Source organism: Bartonella sp. TT110JLCBS, assembly GCF_042193405.1.
Taxonomy (GTDB): domain Bacteria; phylum Pseudomonadota; class Alphaproteobacteria; order Rhizobiales; family Rhizobiaceae; genus Bartonella.
This window is the reverse complement of record NZ_JBHILT010000004.1, coordinates 98,496-117,598: the sequence shown is the minus strand read 5'-3', so window position 1 is coordinate 117,598 and position 19,103 is coordinate 98,496. Positions and strand designations below refer to the sequence as shown.

9 protein-coding genes are annotated in these 19,103 nt (G+C 37.4%); 4 read left to right on the top strand and 5 right to left on the bottom strand.

Annotated elements, in window-relative coordinates; genetic code table 11:
• Nucleotides 1–337: 337 nt before the first annotated feature.
• Together parC and aspS are read right to left on the bottom strand one after the other, a co-directional pair.
• Nucleotides 338–2,587 (bottom strand): DNA topoisomerase IV subunit A, encoded by a 2,250-nt coding sequence (parC, locus tag ACFILW_RS03245; RefSeq protein ID WP_375685168.1) that lies wholly within the window; start codon nt 2,585–2,587, stop codon nt 338–340.
• 771 nt (nt 2,588–3,358) lie between these two features.
• Entirely contained in the window at nt 3,359–5,152 is a 1,794-nt protein-coding gene (aspS, locus tag ACFILW_RS03240; RefSeq protein WP_375645847.1) for an aspartate--tRNA ligase, read from the bottom strand.
• A gap of 133 nt (nt 5,153–5,285) precedes the next feature.
• Between aspS and rnd the strand changes: the two genes are divergently transcribed.
• Entirely contained in the window at nt 5,286–6,443 is a 1,158-nt protein-coding gene (rnd, locus tag ACFILW_RS03235) for a ribonuclease D (protein ID WP_375685167.1), read from the top strand.
• A 530-nt stretch (nt 6,444–6,973) separates the two neighbouring features.
• On the opposite strand, the gene ppx is transcribed toward rnd, so the two are convergent.
• A complete protein-coding gene (ppx, locus tag ACFILW_RS03230; protein WP_375645845.1) occupies nt 6,974–8,491 on the bottom strand; it encodes an exopolyphosphatase in 1,518 nt (505 codons plus the stop codon).
• A gap of 6 nt (nt 8,492–8,497) precedes the next feature.
• Entirely contained in the window at nt 8,498–10,678 is a 2,181-nt protein-coding gene (locus ACFILW_RS03225) for an RNA degradosome polyphosphate kinase (RefSeq protein ID WP_375622402.1), read from the bottom strand.
• A 318-nt stretch (nt 10,679–10,996) separates the two neighbouring features.
• On the opposite strand from ACFILW_RS03225, the gene ACFILW_RS03220 reads away from it, so the two are divergent.
• Together ACFILW_RS03220 and ACFILW_RS03215 are read left to right on the top strand one after the other, a co-directional pair.
• The gene (locus tag ACFILW_RS03220; RefSeq protein ID WP_375622401.1) at nt 10,997–11,245 is read left to right on the top strand and encodes a zinc-finger domain-containing protein; all 249 of its coding nucleotides are present in this window, start codon (nt 10,997–10,999) and stop codon (nt 11,243–11,245) included.
• Between the two features lie 52 nt (nt 11,246–11,297).
• On the top strand, nt 11,298–12,545 hold the full coding sequence (locus ACFILW_RS03215) for an FAD-binding protein (RefSeq protein ID WP_375685166.1): 1,248 nt from the start codon (nt 11,298–11,300) through the stop codon (nt 12,543–12,545).
• 193 nt (nt 12,546–12,738) lie between these two features.
• Here ACFILW_RS03215 and dnaE read toward each other — a convergent pair whose 3' ends face one another.
• Nucleotides 12,739–16,206 (bottom strand): DNA polymerase III subunit alpha, encoded by a 3,468-nt coding sequence (gene dnaE / locus ACFILW_RS03210; protein WP_375685173.1) that lies wholly within the window; start codon nt 16,204–16,206, stop codon nt 12,739–12,741.
• Nucleotides 16,207–16,608: 402 nt separating this feature from the next.
• Between dnaE and recG the strand changes: the two genes are divergently transcribed.
• Nucleotides 16,609–18,717 (top strand): ATP-dependent DNA helicase RecG, encoded by a 2,109-nt coding sequence (recG, locus tag ACFILW_RS03205; protein WP_375613094.1) that lies wholly within the window; start codon nt 16,609–16,611, stop codon nt 18,715–18,717.
• The last annotated feature ends 386 nt before the right edge of the window (nt 18,718–19,103 follow it).

The following is a 19,103-nucleotide window of genomic DNA, read 5'->3' as shown; positions in this document are numbered from 1 at the left end:
ATCTTTACTTAATAAAGAACACAAACCGGCATTATGATACTATTTCTCGGTTTTCAAAAACATAATCACTGACCAAAGAACAAATAGACCTATTATTGTAAAACTCTTGTATTTGAAACGGTTTACAAGAAATAGTTTTTATGCACACAATCTCCCCTCATCTTATGACATGCAAGCAAACATTTTTGATTGATTTAACCTGAACAGAAGAAAAATAAGAGAAAAACTCACACTTTAGATCTTTCTTTTTAATATAAAAAAATCATAAATGATCCTTATAAATCAATATATTGCATATCATAAAATCATACGGAACTTTCCTGTGTATAAAATACATTTAATTGATAAATTTTCCTGATTTTGGAAATCCTCTTGGAACCAAACGCCCGACGCCCGCACGCATTCCCATCCATTCAATGAGATCATCAGCTTGACGATTAAAGATTCGATCAGCAGTATCTTGCCAACTTAAGCCTTCTGATAAATTAAAAGTCTTGGCATCAACAATACCACCCTCTCTGTAACGTTGTAAACGAACACCCTTACCGCGATTCATTTCTGGTATTTGTTCAATAGAAAAAATAAGCATTTTGCGGTTTTCACCAACTACAGCAACATGATCACCATTTACTTGAACACAAAGCTTTACCTTATCAGGAGCTTTCACATTCATCACTTGCTTTCCTTTTCGTGTATTGGCGATCACTTCTGCAGAAGAAACAATAAAGCCATTTCCGTGAGATGAAACCAAGAGCAATTTTTCCTCAGCGTGATGCACAAAAGCTGTGAGAATATCGTGCTCATCATCCATATCGACTAAGAGACGAATAGGTTCACCATGTCCCCGCCCTCCAGGTAAATTATTTGCACCAATAGCAAAAAACTTTCCACCCGTACTGATCAGCACAATCTTGTCGGTCGTAAATGCTGGAAATGCTAACTTTAAACTGTCTCCTTCTTTAAAAGAAAGTGCTTTATAATCGTTCAAGTGTCCCTTCAAAGCACGCATCCACCCCTTTTCAGAAATAACAATAGTAATCGGTTCTTTTTCGATCATTGCTTGTTGAATATCATCAAGATCATGTCTTGGTGCCTCTTCAAATGTCGTACGTCTTTTCCCTAAGAGGGTTTCAGGACCAAAAGTGTTTCGAACCTTTTTGATTTCTTCTGAAATTATTTTCCACTGTTTTATAGGAGAAGCTAACAAATTCTGTAGCTTTTCTTTTTCAGCTTTCAAACTTTCAAATTCTTTACGAATTTCAAATTCCTCAAGCTTACGTAAAGAGCGCAAGCGCATATTAAGAATAGCTTCAGCTTGATTTTCTGTTAATTCAAAACGACTGATCAGCTGCTTTTTAGGTTCATCCTCTTCACGAATAATCTGAATGACCTCATCGAGATTTAAATAGGCAATAAGATATCCATGAAGAATTTCCAATCGGCTATCAATTTGATCAAGCCGATAATGAGAGCGACGAATAAGCACTTCTTTCCGATGTTCAAGCCATTGCTGTAAACTCTCGCGCAAAGAAAGAACATTAGGTATCCTTCCAGAAGATAAAACATTAAGATTGAGGGGAAATCTCACTTCAAAGTCAGTCAATTTAAAAAGGGATTCCATAAGAAGTTCCGGATCAACCGACCGATTTTTAGGAACAAGCACAATGCGGATATCTTCTGCTGACTCATCTTGAATATCTTCAAGCATTGGCAACCGACGTGCAAGCAACAATTCCGCAGTTTTTTCAATAAGGCGTGACTTTTGAACTTGGTAGGGAATTTCAGTTACAACAATCACGTAAGAACCACGGCTGCCCGTTTCTTGATACCAACGCGAACGCAATCGAAAAAAACCCCGACCTATACGGTAAGATTCTTCAATACTCTTTTTAGATTCAACCAAAATACCACCGGTTGGGAAGTCTGGTCCCAGCACAAATTGATTTAAATCCTCATCATTTACATCGGGATGCGCAATCAAATGGAGTGCTGCATCACAGAGCTCCGCAACATTATGGGGTGGAATAGATGTTGCCATACCAACAGCAATACCAGAAGAACCATTTGCTAAAAGATTAGGGAAAGCTCCTGGTAAAACAACAGGCTCTTCATCTTCCTCATTATAAGTCAAACGAAAATCAATAGCATTTTCATTAATTCCTTCAAGCAACAATGCAGCCACTTCAGTCATGCGTGCTTCTGTATAACGCATAGCAGCAGCATTATCACCATCAATATTACCAAAATTGCCTTGCCCATCAACCAACGGATAACGAACAGCAAAACTTTGAGCCAAGCGCACCAAAGCATCATAAATAGATGCATCTCCATGAGGATGAAATTTTCCCATGACATCACCAACAATCCGCGCACATTTCGCATAAGACTGTCCAGGATTTAGTTTGAGAAGACGCATCGCATGAACAATCCGCCGGTGGACCGGTTTCAATCCATCACGTACATCAGGCAATGCACGGTGCATAATCGTAGAAAGCGCATAAGCCAAATAACGTTCCTGTAAAGCAGAACGTAATTCTATTGGCTCAATATGTTCTTTATCAAAAGGTAAATTCATTTTATCAGACATAGTATTAAAACAACAATTCCCACAATAATAAGAAATTATTTTATAGGATTTATTTAATGAAATCTTCTATGAGTCGGCTTTTTTATTAAAAGTCAATTACATAAAAACAAACGCTACAATTAGAACATGAACAGAAAATTATATCAATTTGAAAAATTTATACATGTCCTTCCCCCTTGTCCTAAGTAATTTATTGAAAGTTTTTTCAAATCCGACGATAAAACTGCCCACAAAGAGTTATTTCATCCTTTCTGGAATGACAAAAACACCTTTCAAACATCATCTTTTATTATAAAGATAAATTGTATAATAATCCCATTCAGTTTTTCTATGAAAAACTAAAAAAATGTTCAAAGCTATGAAATTTAAACTTTTCAGAGTAAGCCCATAGAATGAAAAATCACATTATTCTCATAAAAACGAAGAGACACAATTCTCTGCTACAACGTTGTAAAAACTTCAATAAAAAATAAATAATATATTGACACATAAAGATAATTCATTTTTTTCAACTAAAATGAGACTCCCGAATATTATAGAGTTCTTTCATTTCTAATTTATTCATGATCAAGCAATCATAATTATTTCCTCACCTATCACAAGGGGAAGAGCCACTATAGAAACAAGGAATAAAAATGCCTCGTAAAAAATCAACACAATAGCGTTTTTACCTATCTAAATTTTACAAACAGTACATACACACCGATGGCTTTTGAGAGGCACAAAAACTTCACTCTACGTAGAAAAGATGAAAACAATCCATTATCAACTTTATGAGCTATTTTTGTGAGTAGGAGCCATGCGGATTCCTAAATCACGTAATTGTGTAGAAGAAACCTCAGACGGAGCACTCATCAAAAGATCAAGTGCTTGTTGATTCATAGGAAATAAAGCAACTTCACGCAAATTTTTAACACCTTGCAACAGCATAATGATGCGGTCAATTCCCGCAGCCATACCACCATGTGGTGGAGCCCCATAATGGAATGCACGATAAAGACCACCAAAACGATCTTTCACAACTTCCTTAGAAAGTCCTACAAGTTCAAAAACTTTAAGCATCATTTCTGGTAAGTGATTACGAATTCCACCTGATGCAATTTCATAACCATTGCAAACAAGATCATATTGAAAAGCTTTAATAGTAAGAGGATCTTGACAGGCAAGGGCATTTTCTCCCCCTTGAGGCATGGAAAAAGGATTATGTCCAAAATCAATCTTTTTTTCATCTTCATTCCATTCAAAAAATGGAAAATCAACAATCCACGCCAAAGAGAAACTATCTCTATCGAGAAGATCTAATTCTTCCCCTACCCTTATGCGTGCTGCCCCAGCAAAAGATGAAAACTTTTTTGGATCGCCAGCTACAAAAAAACAGGCATCTCCACTTTCAAGCCCAAGCTGTATACGGATTGCTTCAGTCCTCTGTTCACCAATATTTTTGGCGATAGGCCCTGCTCCTTCAAATTTTCCTTCTTCTTCACGCCAAAAAATATAACCGAGCCCTGGTTGCCCCTCGCCTTGCGCCCATACATTCATACGATCACAAAAAGCACGACTTCCACCCGTTTTAGCTGGAATAGCCCACACTTGTGCATTCTCATCATTCGCTAAAATTTGAGCAAAGACTTTGAAACCAGAATTATAAAAATGCTGAGAAACATCTTCCATAATGATCGGATTACGCAGATCAGGCTTATCTGAACCATATTTCTGTATTGCTTCATCATAAGAAATGCGAGGAAAGCTTTGTGTCACAGTCTTTCCATCTGCAAATTCTTCAAAAATAGAACGCATAATAGGTTCCATAGTTGCTAAAACATCTTCTTGCTCAACAAAACTCATTTCAACATCTAATTGATAAAATTCACCGGGAAGACGATCGGCCCTCGGATCTTCATCTCTAAAACATGGAGCAATCTGAAAATAACGATCAAAACCTGACATCATCAACAATTGTTTATATTGCTGTGGCGCTTGCGGTAGCGCATAAAATTTTCCCTGATGAACACGACTTGGAACCAAAAAATCACGCGCTCCTTCCGGCGATGAAGCTGTCAAAAGTGGCGTCGTAAATTCCGTAAAACCATTATTTTGCATAGCCCGTCTCATAGCCGCAATAATTTCAGTCCGACGCATGATATTTTTGTGCATAGTCTCCCGACGCAAATCAAGAAAACGATATTTTAATCGAATATCTTCTGGATAATCAGGCTCACCAAAAACCGGTAAAGGAAGCTCATCAGATTTTGAAAGAATTTCTACCTCTTGTGCAAAAATTTCAATCTCACCTGTTGGAAGCGTTGCATTAATAACCTCATCAGAACGAGCACACACCTCCCCATCCACACGAATAACCCATTCAGAACGCACTTTTTCAATAACTTTAAAAGCTGGTGAAGCAGGATCAGCAACAATTTGTGTGATTCCAAAATGATCACGTAAATCCACAAAAAGAATCCCTCCATGATCACGAACACGATGAACCCACCCCGAAAGACGAACTTGTGTTCCTACATCACATCTACGAAGAGCCGCACAATGATGACTGCGATAACGATGCATGTTTTTTTGCCTTTGATTATAATATTCACATGCGCTACAAACGCTTTTTAATAACCATTTGTCAAGATATGAGAATAAAAACTCAAAAATAAAGTCAACAAAGGACAAATTTAATTTATCGAATTATAATAAAATGATGAATCTTATTACACAAACAACAGATCTTGAAATTGCACTTAACGCTCTACGTACCTCTGATTTTGTAACAGTCGATACTGAGTTTATCCGCGAAACAACTTTTTGGCCTCAACTGTGTTTAATACAGCTCGCATCACCAGATGTTACAGTTTTGATTGATCCCATAGCACCAGATATTAATTTACAACCATTTTTTGACCTTATGATCGATAAAAAAGTTGTAAAAGTTTTTCATGCTGCGCGCCAAGATATTGAAACAATTTATCACCTTGGAGGTGTTATTCCTTCCCCTCTCTTTGATACACAAATAGCAGGATCCATTTGTGGATTTGGTGATTCTATCTCCTATGATCAAATTGTACAACGCTGTACAGGGCATCATCTTGATAAATCCTCCCGCTTTACAGACTGGAGTTACCGCCCTTTGTCTGAAAAACAACTGCTCTATGCACTTTCCGATGTAACTTACTTAAGAGATGTTTACTTGTTATTGAAAAAAAGGTTAGAGAAAAATCAACGAACTCACTGGATGGATGATGAAATAACAATCCTTTTAAATCCTAAAACCTATGATATGCCAGAAGATGAAGCATGGAAAAAAGTGAAAGGAAAAATTAAAAAACCACGTGAACTCGCTGTATTACAAAAGATAGCAGCTTGGCGTGAACGTGAAGCACGAAGATACAATATGCCACGTCGTCATATCATGAAAGATGAATGCCTTATAGAAATAGCCACCCAACAACCAAAAGATGAATCTGCATTAAAACGATTGCGCGGTCTTAATAAGAAGAATTGGGATAAACTCTCAATTGCGCAATCATTAATCGAAGCTGTCCACGAAGGCTTAGAGGTAGATCTTTCTACTTTGCCCCCCATTCCTAAATATAATCCACTCAATGATACGACAACCGCTGTTATCGACCTGCTCAAAGTGTTATTAAAACTTGTTGCAAACGAAAACAGCATTGCTCCTAAAATTATTGCAACATCCAATGATTTAGAAAAAATCGCCAATGGAGGAATAAAGAAAAATATCCCCGCTATGAATGGCTGGCGCTATGAAATATTTGGTCAAAAAGCCGAACAACTACTAAAGGGACAAATAGGTTTTTACTTTAATGATGGGAAAATAAGCACAAAACAGTTTTAATCAAAAGAGAAAAATTTTGCAATCGCACCTTATTAAATTAAACCAATTTTATTTGAAAAATGTAGAAGAGACTCTGAATAAATTTAAAAACATTCTCATTTTAAAAAATCCATTATGCTAGTCATTAGCTACATCAATTAATATATAGAACAACGAAAATATGTTAAATAGAGCCTACTACTGACAAATTTAAAAACTTAATAGTAAATTCTTATTAAAAATGACAGTTAAATCTTTATCAGATCAACCAAATAGCAATCTTATTTTAAGGAAAATCTAGAAAAATAGATAGTTTCTCATTTAAAAGTTTTAAAAAGAAAAAATTCTTATAATAAAAACATGTCTCATTAAAAAAATAGCAGCCTAGCGTAATAAGAAAGCGCGGAGATATAATATCTCACATTACCATACCTATAAAAAACTTATAGAAATTGCAATTTAACAATCAAAAATGAGCCGCATAGCAACTAAAATACTTAATAATAGCACTTTTTATAAGATATGAAACGCGAATAAATGAGGATAAAAAATCAAAAAATTTCAAAAGCGAGAGGTTGTTTTATTATTTTTGATAACTTCTTTAATCGTCCAAGAGGACGTTCTCCTAATAACCCAGCGTAATTCTTTGGAATCTGCAGGATAATATGATTTGTTTTTTTATGCCACAATAAATGAGGTAAAATCCCTGCAACAGAAGCACTAAAAAGATGAGCAAGACGCATAGTTTCACCAAGAATACGTGCTTTTTCAATTATATTTTGAGTTGCTAACTGAAAAATGGGAAGAGATTCTTTATCAACCAGTAAACTCGTATTGCGAAAAAAAACAGCAAGCGCCGCATAAAGGCGCCCTTCATGAGAAATTCCTGGATAAGATCCTAATGCTATCTGATTTGCCGCTTCATTGCCTCGATAATCTGGATGTATACGCCACCCAATATCAGCAAGAAGGCAAGCGGCTTGACGATAACGGTATTCATTTTCAGTTTCTGAAATTCCAAAAACTTCAAAGGCATTCGTCGTAAAATCAATGAGTTCTTCTGCTTGTTTTGGTGAACGTGCCCGTAAAGTAGCCATTTCTGTGCACGCCGCAATGAGAGGATCTGAAAGTCGAATCGCCTGCGGCAATCGTGAATAAAGAAAACCTTCACGAACGCCAGCACCAGAAAAGATTATCTTTTCAAACTCCATACACTGAATGAGTTCAATAAGAACTATTGCTCCATAAGATAAAAGTTTCCGGCGATTCTGAGAAACCGCTGCAATTCCTCTCATATTATCAATATTACCACTTGCTACAAGACGTAAAAAACTTTCCATTTCAACGGCATCAACTTCATAGCCATGCATAACAGGGAGTCGATAGTGTTTCATTGCCATATGGAGCTTTGCCAAATTACGCCATGTCCCCCCTACAGCATAAAAATAACGTGCTATGCCTTTACGCGTACGAGCAACAGAAGATTTATAAAATTGCTCATGTACAATTTTTGTCGCTACAGTAGTATCATTATTTGACATATACTGTAACCGTAATCCCCCTAATGGAAGCGTTATCCCTTCACCCACATCAGAATGATCAATATCAATCAGCTCGAGACTTCCGCCACCAAGATCTCCAGAAATACCCTTTGGTTGATAAAAAGTAGAAACAACTCCATAGGCTGAATACATAGCTTCTTCACTTCCTGAAAGAAGATATATTTTATTTTGCAAAATATCCTCAGCATGCTGAATAAACGCTACACCATTTGTTGCATCTCGTGCTGCTGCCGTTGCTAAAGTATAAACCTCATCTGCCCCAATCTGTCGACAAAGCGTACGAAACCGTTTCAGTGTTTGTAACGCCATTTTCATCGACTTTTCTTCTAAAAATCCCGTTTTTGCCACACCCTGACCGAGACCACAAAGAACCTTTTCATTAAACAAAACCGTTGGTGAGCGAACAAGCCCCTCATAAATAACCAGCCGAACAGAATTTGAACCAATGTCAATAACAGCAACAGGTTTACGCCCTTTTAGCCGACCTTGAGCATCTCCATATGTCATTGGATTTTAGTCTTTATGTGTTTCGGCTTGTTGCCGATGCAACGCAACCAAGCGCGAGACAGAAGATTCAAAAGACTCATTTTTCCCCGCAATACTCGTATTCGCCATAAAATACTCCTGCGCATTAAACAGACTTTCACCTCTCTGTGGTGTGACACGTCTTGATGTTCCGTCCTTAAGTATATCAAAGCTTTGTTGATTATCAATGATATTAGCCAACATAATTTGTAAAAGAATCTGCCGACGCACCATTTTATTAAAAACTGGAACCAATATTTCAATACGGTAATCTAGATTACGAGGCATCATATCGGCAGAGCCTAAGTAAACAAGTGCATTTTCATTGGGTAAATCTTGACCATTCCCAAAACAAAAGATGCGACTATGTTCAAGAAAACGCCCTACAATTGATTTTACACGAATATTATCTGAAATTCCTGGAATACCAGGACGTAAACAACATATTCCCCGCACAACCAAATCAATTTGCACCCCTGCTTGACTGGCACGATATAAAGCATCGATAATTTCAGGATCAACCAATGCATTAACTTTCATCCAAATAGCAGCAGATCTTCCCTGGTGTGCATGAGCAATTTCTCTTTCAATATGCTCTAAGATACGACCACGCAATGTTAAGGGTGAAAAAGCAATCTTCATGGTTTCATTTGGACGCTCATATTGCGCAATATAATTGAACAATAACGCAACATCATGAGCGATAACATCATCTGTAGAAAAAAAAGAAAGATCAGTATAAGTTCTAGCGTTAACGGGATGGTAATTTCCTGTTCCAAGATGAACATAAGAGCGAAGACGTTTTCCCTCACGTCTCACAACCAATGACATCTTAGCATGCGTTTTTAATGCAATAAAACCAAAAATAACTTGAACCCCAGCACCTTCAAGATCCCGTGCCCAACGAATATTTGCTTCCTCATCAAAACGCGCTTTAAGTTCTACCAAAGCAGTCACAGATTTTCCCTGTTCAGCGGCTTCAATCAAAGCGCCAACAATTGGGCTATCATTTGATGTACGATAAAGAGTTTGTTTAATTTCCACAACATCAGGATCACAAGCAGCTTGACGTAAAAATTGGACAACAACATCAAATGTCTCATAGGGGTGATGAATCACGATATCATTTTCACGAATAGCCGCAAAACAATCCCCATTATGTTCACGAATACATTCCGGAACACGAGGAATATAAGGAATAAATTTGAGATCATCACGGGGAATAGAAACAATTTCTGATACCGTATTAAGCGCTAAAAATCCATCAAGGACATTAATACAATTATCAGGAACAGCGAGACTCTTCGCTATAAATTGGCGTAAACTCTCTGGCATTTTTGCGTCAAACTCAACACGAATAACCTGCCCACGGCGCCGCCTTTTGAGAGCAGTTTCAAAAAAATGGACAAGATCCTCAGCTTCTTCTTCTACTTCAATATCACTATCTCGGATTACTCTAAATGTACCAATTCCATTAACCTCATAGTTAGGAAATACCTGTTTAATAAAAAAAGAAATAATATCTTCAGAGGCAATAAAACGAAAATGATTGCCCTTCTGAGGCAGAAGAACAAAACGTCTCAAAAGCATTGAAATAGGTAACAACACTGTGTGTGAGTTCTGATCAGTTCCTCCAGACAATTGAATCGCAAGAGAAAGCCCTAAATTAGGAATAAATGGAAAAGGATGAGTAGAATCAACAGGCAAAGGTTTTAAAACAGGAAAAATTGTCTCAAGAAAATATTTTTCAAGCCATGATTTTTCAATTTCTGAAAGATCATCAGAACAAATAATTTCAATATCATTCTTTTTTAATTCATCACGTAAAACATTCAATTCTCGTAGTTGATGAGCCTGCAGCTTTGAAATCTCAGCTAATACAATATCAAGCTGTTCCTGTGGAGTGTGCCCATCTGCACTGCATACTGTAACATAAGAACGAATTTGAGCCGCCAGTCCAGCAACACGAACCATAAAAAACTCATCAAGATTTGCAGCTGAAATAGAAAGAAATTGTAGACGTTCTAATAAAGGATGTTTCGAATTAGCCGCTTCCATCAAAACACGATTATTAAATTGTAGCCATGAAAACTCTCGATTAATAAACCGTACCGGATTTTTCATTGTTATATTCGATATAGAAATTTTATTTACCACCCTCTGTGCCATATATCCTAAATAATTTTCTTTTATACTTTCTAAAATCTTTGATAAAATATCTCACATAATATTTTATAATATGTTATCATCATAATAATGCGTCAATGCCTAACTTTTTTATTATATTTCCATTTAATATTTAAAAATACTTGAAACGAAGCGCAAAGCACTAAAAGTAAGACAGCTATTTTAATATAGCATAAAAGAGGAGAAATTTGTCTTAAAAAGCAGCTTGCATTATGATACGCTTTATTACAAACTCACGCCTATAAAATAGAAGAGCTCAATCATAGCTGATGAGAAAATTTATTCTGGAGTTTGTACGCCATGGCTGATCACAATATTCCCCATTTCCAAAATGATCTTGGATATAAAACAATCGAAATTGGTGTGAAAGAATTTATGTGTGTAGGCGCTACACAACCATTCGATCATCCTCATATCTTTATCGACATGGGAGCAGCTGATGAGAAAATTTGCCCTTATTGCTCAACCCTTTATCGTTATGTTCCCTCGCTATCGTACAATCAAACAAACCCAACAGGATGTTTATATCATCCAGACAAGCTATTATAATGTGTTCTAGGGTTTTCTTAAATAGCCACTTTTTACACTCTACTTGTTTAATATGAAATCATTTGTGGACCAAACACCCATCATCGTTGGAGGAGGAATTGCTGGTTTAAGCACTGCTTTAGCACTCTCTCATAAAGGAATTGCAAGCACCATTATCGAAAAGTGTAAACAACTTGAAACGATAGGCGCTGGTATTCAATTGACACCAAATGCAACATCTATTCTTGCTCGCTGGGAACTTCTTAACAAACTCTCTGAAGTCGCGACAATCCCAGATTTTCTTGAGTTAAAAGATGGATTATCTTTAAAAATACATCTACGGGCTCATCTTATTAATCTAACAGAAAAATATTGGAAAGCCCCCTATATGACGATTCACCGCGCGGCTTTACAAAAAATTTTATATAATGCAGTGATTGAAAATCCTTTGATCAAATACAAAGCAGGCGAAACAATTGTATCTTCTACCCAATCGGCAACCAACATTAAAATCACGACAATAAAAACAGATACGGCAACAGAACAGCTTTATTCAACGCCCCTCCTGATCGGATGTGATGGCGTTTGGTCAACATTACGGCAACAATCTCCTTTTCATGAGAGAGCAAATTTTAGTGGCTTTATTGCTTGGCGTGCAACAACAACATTTGATAATCTTCCTCAAAACTTTCGTTCTTCATTGCAAAATATGAAGACAATTACGGCTTGGATGGGACCCCAAAATCATCTTGTTGTCTACCCCATTCAATCGTCAGAAAAAATTTTTAATTTTGTCGCCATTACGCATGGAGAAAATTCAAAAGAAGGATGGGCCCATAAAGGAGATAAAGAAAAACTCAAATCTCTTTTTAAAGATTGGAATTCAAAAATCTTACAAATCTTCGATCATATTGATGAATGGAGCTATTGGCCACTCTTTCAAATGAAACAAAATCGTTTTATCGGTTTAGAGAGACAAGTATTTGTTGGCGATTGCGCACATGCTGCCTTACCTTTTGCAGCACAAGGTGCCGCTATGGCAATCGAAGATGCCGCCACATTAGCAAAAGCACTTTCATTGAAAGATTTTTCATTAACGAAAGCACTTTCGCTTTACGAAACAACACGCACACCCCGTATTGCAGCAGTAAAAAAACGCGGAGATTTCAATAGATTGGCCTATCACGCAACCGGTCCCATAGCAATTGCACGCAATCTCATGATGAAAATTCGTACACCAGAGAGCATTATGTCAGATCTCAATTGGCTTTACATGTATGATGCGATGAGTTCTATAAAAAATAATGATAAAAACTTATAAAATCCTTCCGGCACTTTGAATATTACGAAAGAACGAGATTTTTTTTAATTTTATGACACTAAAAAAATATCATAATTTACTCAAATAAAAGCTATATTTTTCGAAACCTACAATCCGATTTTAAAAGCTCCATTTTTAGCTCTCCTAAAAGCAAAAACACCACTCAAAATCAGCTCCCATCTTTAATCTTTCTTTAACTCAATTCTACATCAACAACACCCTGAATTAATTTCATAGCATTTGCGACATGTGAATTTACCTTATATCGCTTAGGAAGCGCAATTTCGACTTCTCGCAATCCATCCTCTTGAATTAAAATAAGCCCAACCTCTCCATTCCCCCCAAGATTTAAATTTTGTTCAATTTGTGGAAGCATATCAACTGTTTTTATAAAGAGACGCATCATTTTATGCTGTTGTAATGATTCATTTTCCAAAGACTGAATTGTTTCAATTCGCAAACTAACTCCTTCAGAACGATTTTCTGCGCTCACCGTAATAATAAAAGATTTTCCGGGTTCTAGCATCTCTTCATAATCCGAGAGTGCCTCAGAAAAGAGAACTGCTTCATATTGTCCACTTGTATCAGAAAAATGAATAATTCCCATTTTTTTACCAGATTTTGTTTTGCGCACGTTTTTTGCCACAACAGTTCCAGCAAGCCGTGCAGCCGTTGCTCCCCCTTTAACGGCATTGGCAAAATTACCCCAAGTCTGAATGCGTTTTTTGTTCAGAATAGCTTGATACTCCTCCAAAGGATGCGCAGAAAAGTAAAAACCTATAGCTTGAAATTCTCGATAAAGTTTTTCCGCCATCAACCAAGGGGTTGTTTGCGATAAAATCAATGGTTCTTTTAATCCGCCTGCCATTCCAAATATATCAACCTGCCCGCTAGAATTGTCATCGAGAATACGAAGTGCACGCGCATGAAGGGTTCCAAGATTGGCTAATAAAACCTCACGTGCAATGTTAAAACAATCAAAAGCACCAGCACAAACTAAACTTTCCATCGCACGCTTATTAACAATACGAGGATCAACACGCGCACAAAAATCTTCCAAATCCTTAAAAACCTTATTCCCACGACAAGAAACAATATGATCTACAACCGTTTCTCCCACTCCTTTAATGGCAGCAAGAGAATAATAAATACAGTTATCACCAACCTCAAAAACACGATGAGATGTTTGTATAGAAGGTGCAATAACTTCAATACCCAACCTTAATGCTTCACGCCGAAAATCATTGAGCTTATCTGTATTCGTCATATCATATGTCATTGAAGCAGCTAAAAACTCAACGGGATAGTTTGCTTTCATATAAGCTGTTTGGTAAGAAACAATTGCATAAGCAGCAGCGTGCGATTTATTAAAACCATAATCGGCAAATTTTGCTAAAAGATCAAAGATAATATCAGCTTGATCTTTATCCACACCACCAGCAACAGCTCCATTGACAAAACGCGTACGCTGTTTTTGCATTTCAGCATGAATTTTTTTCCCCATAGCACGACGTAATAAATCAGCTTCTCCAAGCGAATAACCAGCAAGAACCTGAGCAATCTGCATCACCTGTTCTTGATAAACAATCACACCTTGTGTTTCTTTGATCAGATGATCTATTTTAGGATGAATAGAAGCAATTTCCTCTTCCCCATGTTTGCGTGCATTATAGGTTGGAATATTCTCCATTGGACCTGGACGATAAAGTGCAACCAGCGCAATAATATCTTCAATACGGTCTGGCTTCATTCCAATCAACGCCTTGCGCATACCAGAACTTTCCACCTGAAACACGCCAACCGTTTCACCACGTGCCATCATAGCGTAGGTTGCTTCATCATTCAGAGGAATATTTGATAAATCTATTTTAATCCCCTTTCTGGCAACAAAATCGACTGCCATTTTCAAAACAGTAAGCGTTTTTAATCCAAGAAAATCAAATTTTACCAGCCCCGCTTGTTCAACATATTTCATGTTAAATTGTGTAACAGGCATATCAGAACGAGGATCACGATACATCGGGACAAGCTCCCAAAGTGGACGATCTCCGATAACAATCCCAGCAGCATGAGTTGAAGCATGACGATAAAGTCCCTCCAACTGAAGCGCTATATCTAATGCGCGTCCAACAACGGGATCTTTTTTCTTTTCTTCTTCAAATTTAGGTTCATCCTTAATAGCATCAGCTAATTCTACCTGACTTCCTGGGGTGGCAGGAATTAATTTTGTAAGATAATCCACCTGACGATAAGGAACTTCTAAAACACGCCCCACATCACGCAAAACTGCACGTGCCTGTAACTTACCAAAAGTAATAATTTGAGCAACTTGATCACGTCCATATTTTTTTTGAACATATTGAATAACTTCTTCGCGCCGCTCTTGACAAAAGTCGATATCAAAATCTGGCATCGAAACACGATCTGGATTCAGAAAACGTTCAAAGAGAAGAGAAAACCGCAAGGGATCCACATCAGTAATCGTCAATGCATAAGCAACAAGTGAACCAGCACCAGAACCCCGGCCTGGTCCAACGGGAATGTCATGAACCTTTGCCCATTTTATGAAATCTGAAACGATAAGAAAATATCCAGAAAATTGCATACGCGTAATAACTGAAATTTCATAATCAAGCCGCTGTTCATAATCTGCAATCGTATACCCTTCAGCCAACCCTATTGTTTCAAGCCGAATCTTCAAACCATCTTTAGCCTGATTTAATAACTCACTATCTTCTATTTCTAAAGTAGTTTCTGAATTAACAGATTGTTCTATAAAACGAGGCAATATCGGTTTTCGAAGAGGCGAGGCAATATGACAACGCAATGCAATTTCAACACTATTTTCCAAAGCTTCTGGAAGATCAGAAAACAGTGTAACCATTTCATCTTGTGACTTCAAATAATGATCTGGTGTCACACGTTTGCGATCTGGATTAGAGACAATTTGTCCTTCTGAAACAGCCATCAGCGCATCATGCGCTTCATACCCTTCTCTTTGCAGAAAAAAAGCTTCATTCGTTGCTACAAGAGGAATTTCATGCGCATAAGCCAATTCAATAAGATCAGCTTCTACTCTCCGGTCATAAGAGCCATGCCGTTGTAACTCCACATAAAGACGATCAGCAAAAGATTTTTTCAAATAAATTAAGCGCTCAACAGCATGTTCTTTTTTCTCTTCTGCCAAAGAAAGATTAATAGGTCCTCCCTTTCCACCCGTTAAAGCGATTATGCCTTCACTGTGTTCTGACAACCAATCAGCTTTAATATGAGGAGGATCAGTATCACACTTATCAAGATAAGCACGGCTCACAAGACGAACCAAATGAGCATAACCGGTTTCGCTAGCAGCCAAAAGAACAATAGAGCAAAAATCAGAAGGATTACGCCATTTAGCCAAACGTGAATGATCATTTTCATCACAAAAATCAACAGTAAGCTGACAACCAATAATAGGTTGGACCCCATGAGAAAGACAATGCTGTGAAAATTCCAAAGCACCAAATAAATTATTGGTATCGGTAATAGCAACCGCTGGTGCATGATCTAAAATCGTCTGTTGAATAATTTGGGGGATTTTTAAAGCCCCTTCGAGCAAGGAATAAGCTGAATGCACTCTCAAATGAATAAAGCGAGGAAGAGAATTTTTGTTCTCTTGCATTTGCATTTTATTTTTTACCACTCTCACAATTTCCCACTACAAAATAAATGCTAAACAGCACCCCTTATAAAAGAAAAAACTTCTGTTCATCATCAAACTTTAAAGCTATAAATTCATCATCCTACATAGGAGCAATATCCCAATTTTATTAATATTTATAAGAGAGTTCTATCAAGAAAATGCTTCTATTCACAGCAAATAAACACCTAAAATAAAAAGAAAAACAATATACCTCATCTAAGTACTTTAATTTTTGACCATTTAATTGTATTTTTCTTTAAATATTAATTTCTCTTCCTAAAGTTCAATGTGTAAATAAAGCAACCTTGTCTTTATGACTTTATCCCCAAAAAGCTCTTCTAAAGGTCTAGAAAAAACAAAAAGGGCAGGTTAAATTTGCTCATGCCTCCAAGTCTTCTTACCCCACTTTTTAATTCTATCCGAACTCTTTCTGGTATTACACCTAAAGTCTATGGTTTATTGACCAAACTCTTAGATGTTAATCCCACACAACGCGAAGCAACCCTTATTGACCTTCTTCAATTAATGCCCCATTCCGTTATAGACCGCAGAATGCGTCCCAACATTACTTGTGCAAAAGAAGGAGATACTGTTACGCTCGAAATTATCATCGATCAGCATCAACCACCACCCCGTGGTCACAACCGAATTCCCTATCGTGTTATTGCCCATGATCACACAGGAAAAATAAATTTAGTCTTTTTTCATGCTCAACCTCTTTGGCTAAAAAAACAACTCCCCGAAGGAAAAAAAGTCATTATATCAGGAAAAGTTGAATGGTTTAATGGACAGCTTTCAATGGCGCATCCAGACTATATTGCCCCAAGCGAACAATCAAATCAGATACCTCTCATCGAACCTGTCTATCCCTCTACTGCAGGACTAACTGTAAAGACACTAAGACGCGCCATACAAAACACTCTTGATTTTATTCCTCTCCTCCCAGAATGGATAGATGAAAATGTAAAAAAGCAGCAAAATTTTCCTTCTTTTTCTGTTGCTTTACGCCGTATCCATGCGCCCATTAACCCCAATGATCTATCCTTAGAAAGTACAGCACGTAAGCGCCTTGCCTATGATGAATTGCTCGCTTGTCAATTGGCACTAGGACTCGTGCGTTTGAAAACTAAATCTCTTGTTGGCACTTCTCGACCATCAACAGGAATTTATACTAAAAAATTGCTTAATATCCTCCCCTTTCAACTCACAACCGGACAAAAAAAAGCAGTAGAAGATATCGCAAATGATCTTGCTTCACCAGAACCGATGCTAAGACTACTTCAAGGTGATGTAGGCGCAGGAAAAACTGTTGTTGCATTGATGGCAATGGCACAAATTGCTGAAAATTCAGGACAATCAGCTTTAATGGCACCAACTGAAGTGCTTGCTAGGCAACATTTTGCCACCATCGCTCCTCTTGCCGAAAAGGTCGGATTACAAACAACGCTTTTAACAGGACGAGAAAAAGGGAAATTGCGGACAAATATCGTGAATGATATTCTGTCAGGTCAAGTTTCTATTGTCATCGGAACTCATGCTCTCATACAAAACAGCGTTACTTATAATAATCTCGCTTTAACCATTATCGATGAACAACACCGTTTTGGTGTCCATCAACGTATCGCTCTTACAGAAAAAGGCAATAAAGCTGATATGCTGGTTATGACCGCCACGCCCATTCCGCGCACACTTGTCTTAACAGCTTTTGGTGATATGGATGTCTCTAAAATTACCGAAAAACCAATGGGACGACAACCCATTACAACAGCAACGCTTTCTTTGAAACGTCTTCATGAGCTTATAGCGAGAATCGCAATTGCATTAGAAAAAGGAGAAAAGCTCTATTGGATTTGTCCTTTAGTAGAGGAATCGACAGCTCTTGATCTCACTTCAATTGAAAACCGCTTTGCATTTCTCCATGAGCGCTTTGGAGCACACGTTGGTATGATCCATGGAAAAATGTCTACAGCAGAAAAAGAAGCCGCTATGGCATCTTTTAAATGTGGAAATACACGTATTTTAGTTGCAACCACCGTCATTGAAGTGGGAGTAGATATTCCAGATGCTTCGATCATTATCATCGAACACGCGGAACATTTTGGCCTTTCACAATTGCACCAATTACGTGGACGTGTAGGACGAGGCGATAAAAAATCTTCCTGCATTTTGCTCTATAAAGATCCACTGACTAAAACAGCAGCAACACGCCTTAATATTATCCGCAATACAGAAGATGGTTTTGAAATTGCTGAAGAAGATTGGCGCCTACGAGGCGAAGGAGAACTTTTAGGTACAAAACAATCCGGAGTCCCTGAATTTCATATAGCAAACCTTGCAGTTCATAGCGATCTTTTGTCAATGGCAAGAAAAGATGCTCGTTTATTTTTACAACGCGATCCTCATCTTTCTTCTGAGCAAGGACAAGCTTTACGGTTGCTCCTTTATCTTTTCGGACACAACGATGCTGCACGCCTCTTACGAGCAGGATAACAAAAACCCTCTAATAAAAAACTTAAATACCTCTCTGTTCAAATATGATTTTCTCTTAGAATTACCCATAAATGATCTACGCAGTCTCTTACCATCTTTATGCTTCATGAACGAATAACAAATCAACAGCACTATCTTCTCTTTCAATCTGAATTATTCTTGCATTAAAACAGTAGAAGCAATATTGCGTCTTTTTCTACCATTATATTCACATAACTGATCTATTTTTTGATAGGTAAGAAAATATTTTTCGTTTTATCGCAAAGGATTGAGAAAGAAAAGACCTGTCTCCGGTATTCGCGATCAACAGAGAAGAATGGAAAATAAGCTATCATTATAAATCAATTTCTTACACTTGATTATTCTCCAAAAGATTCAGAAATATA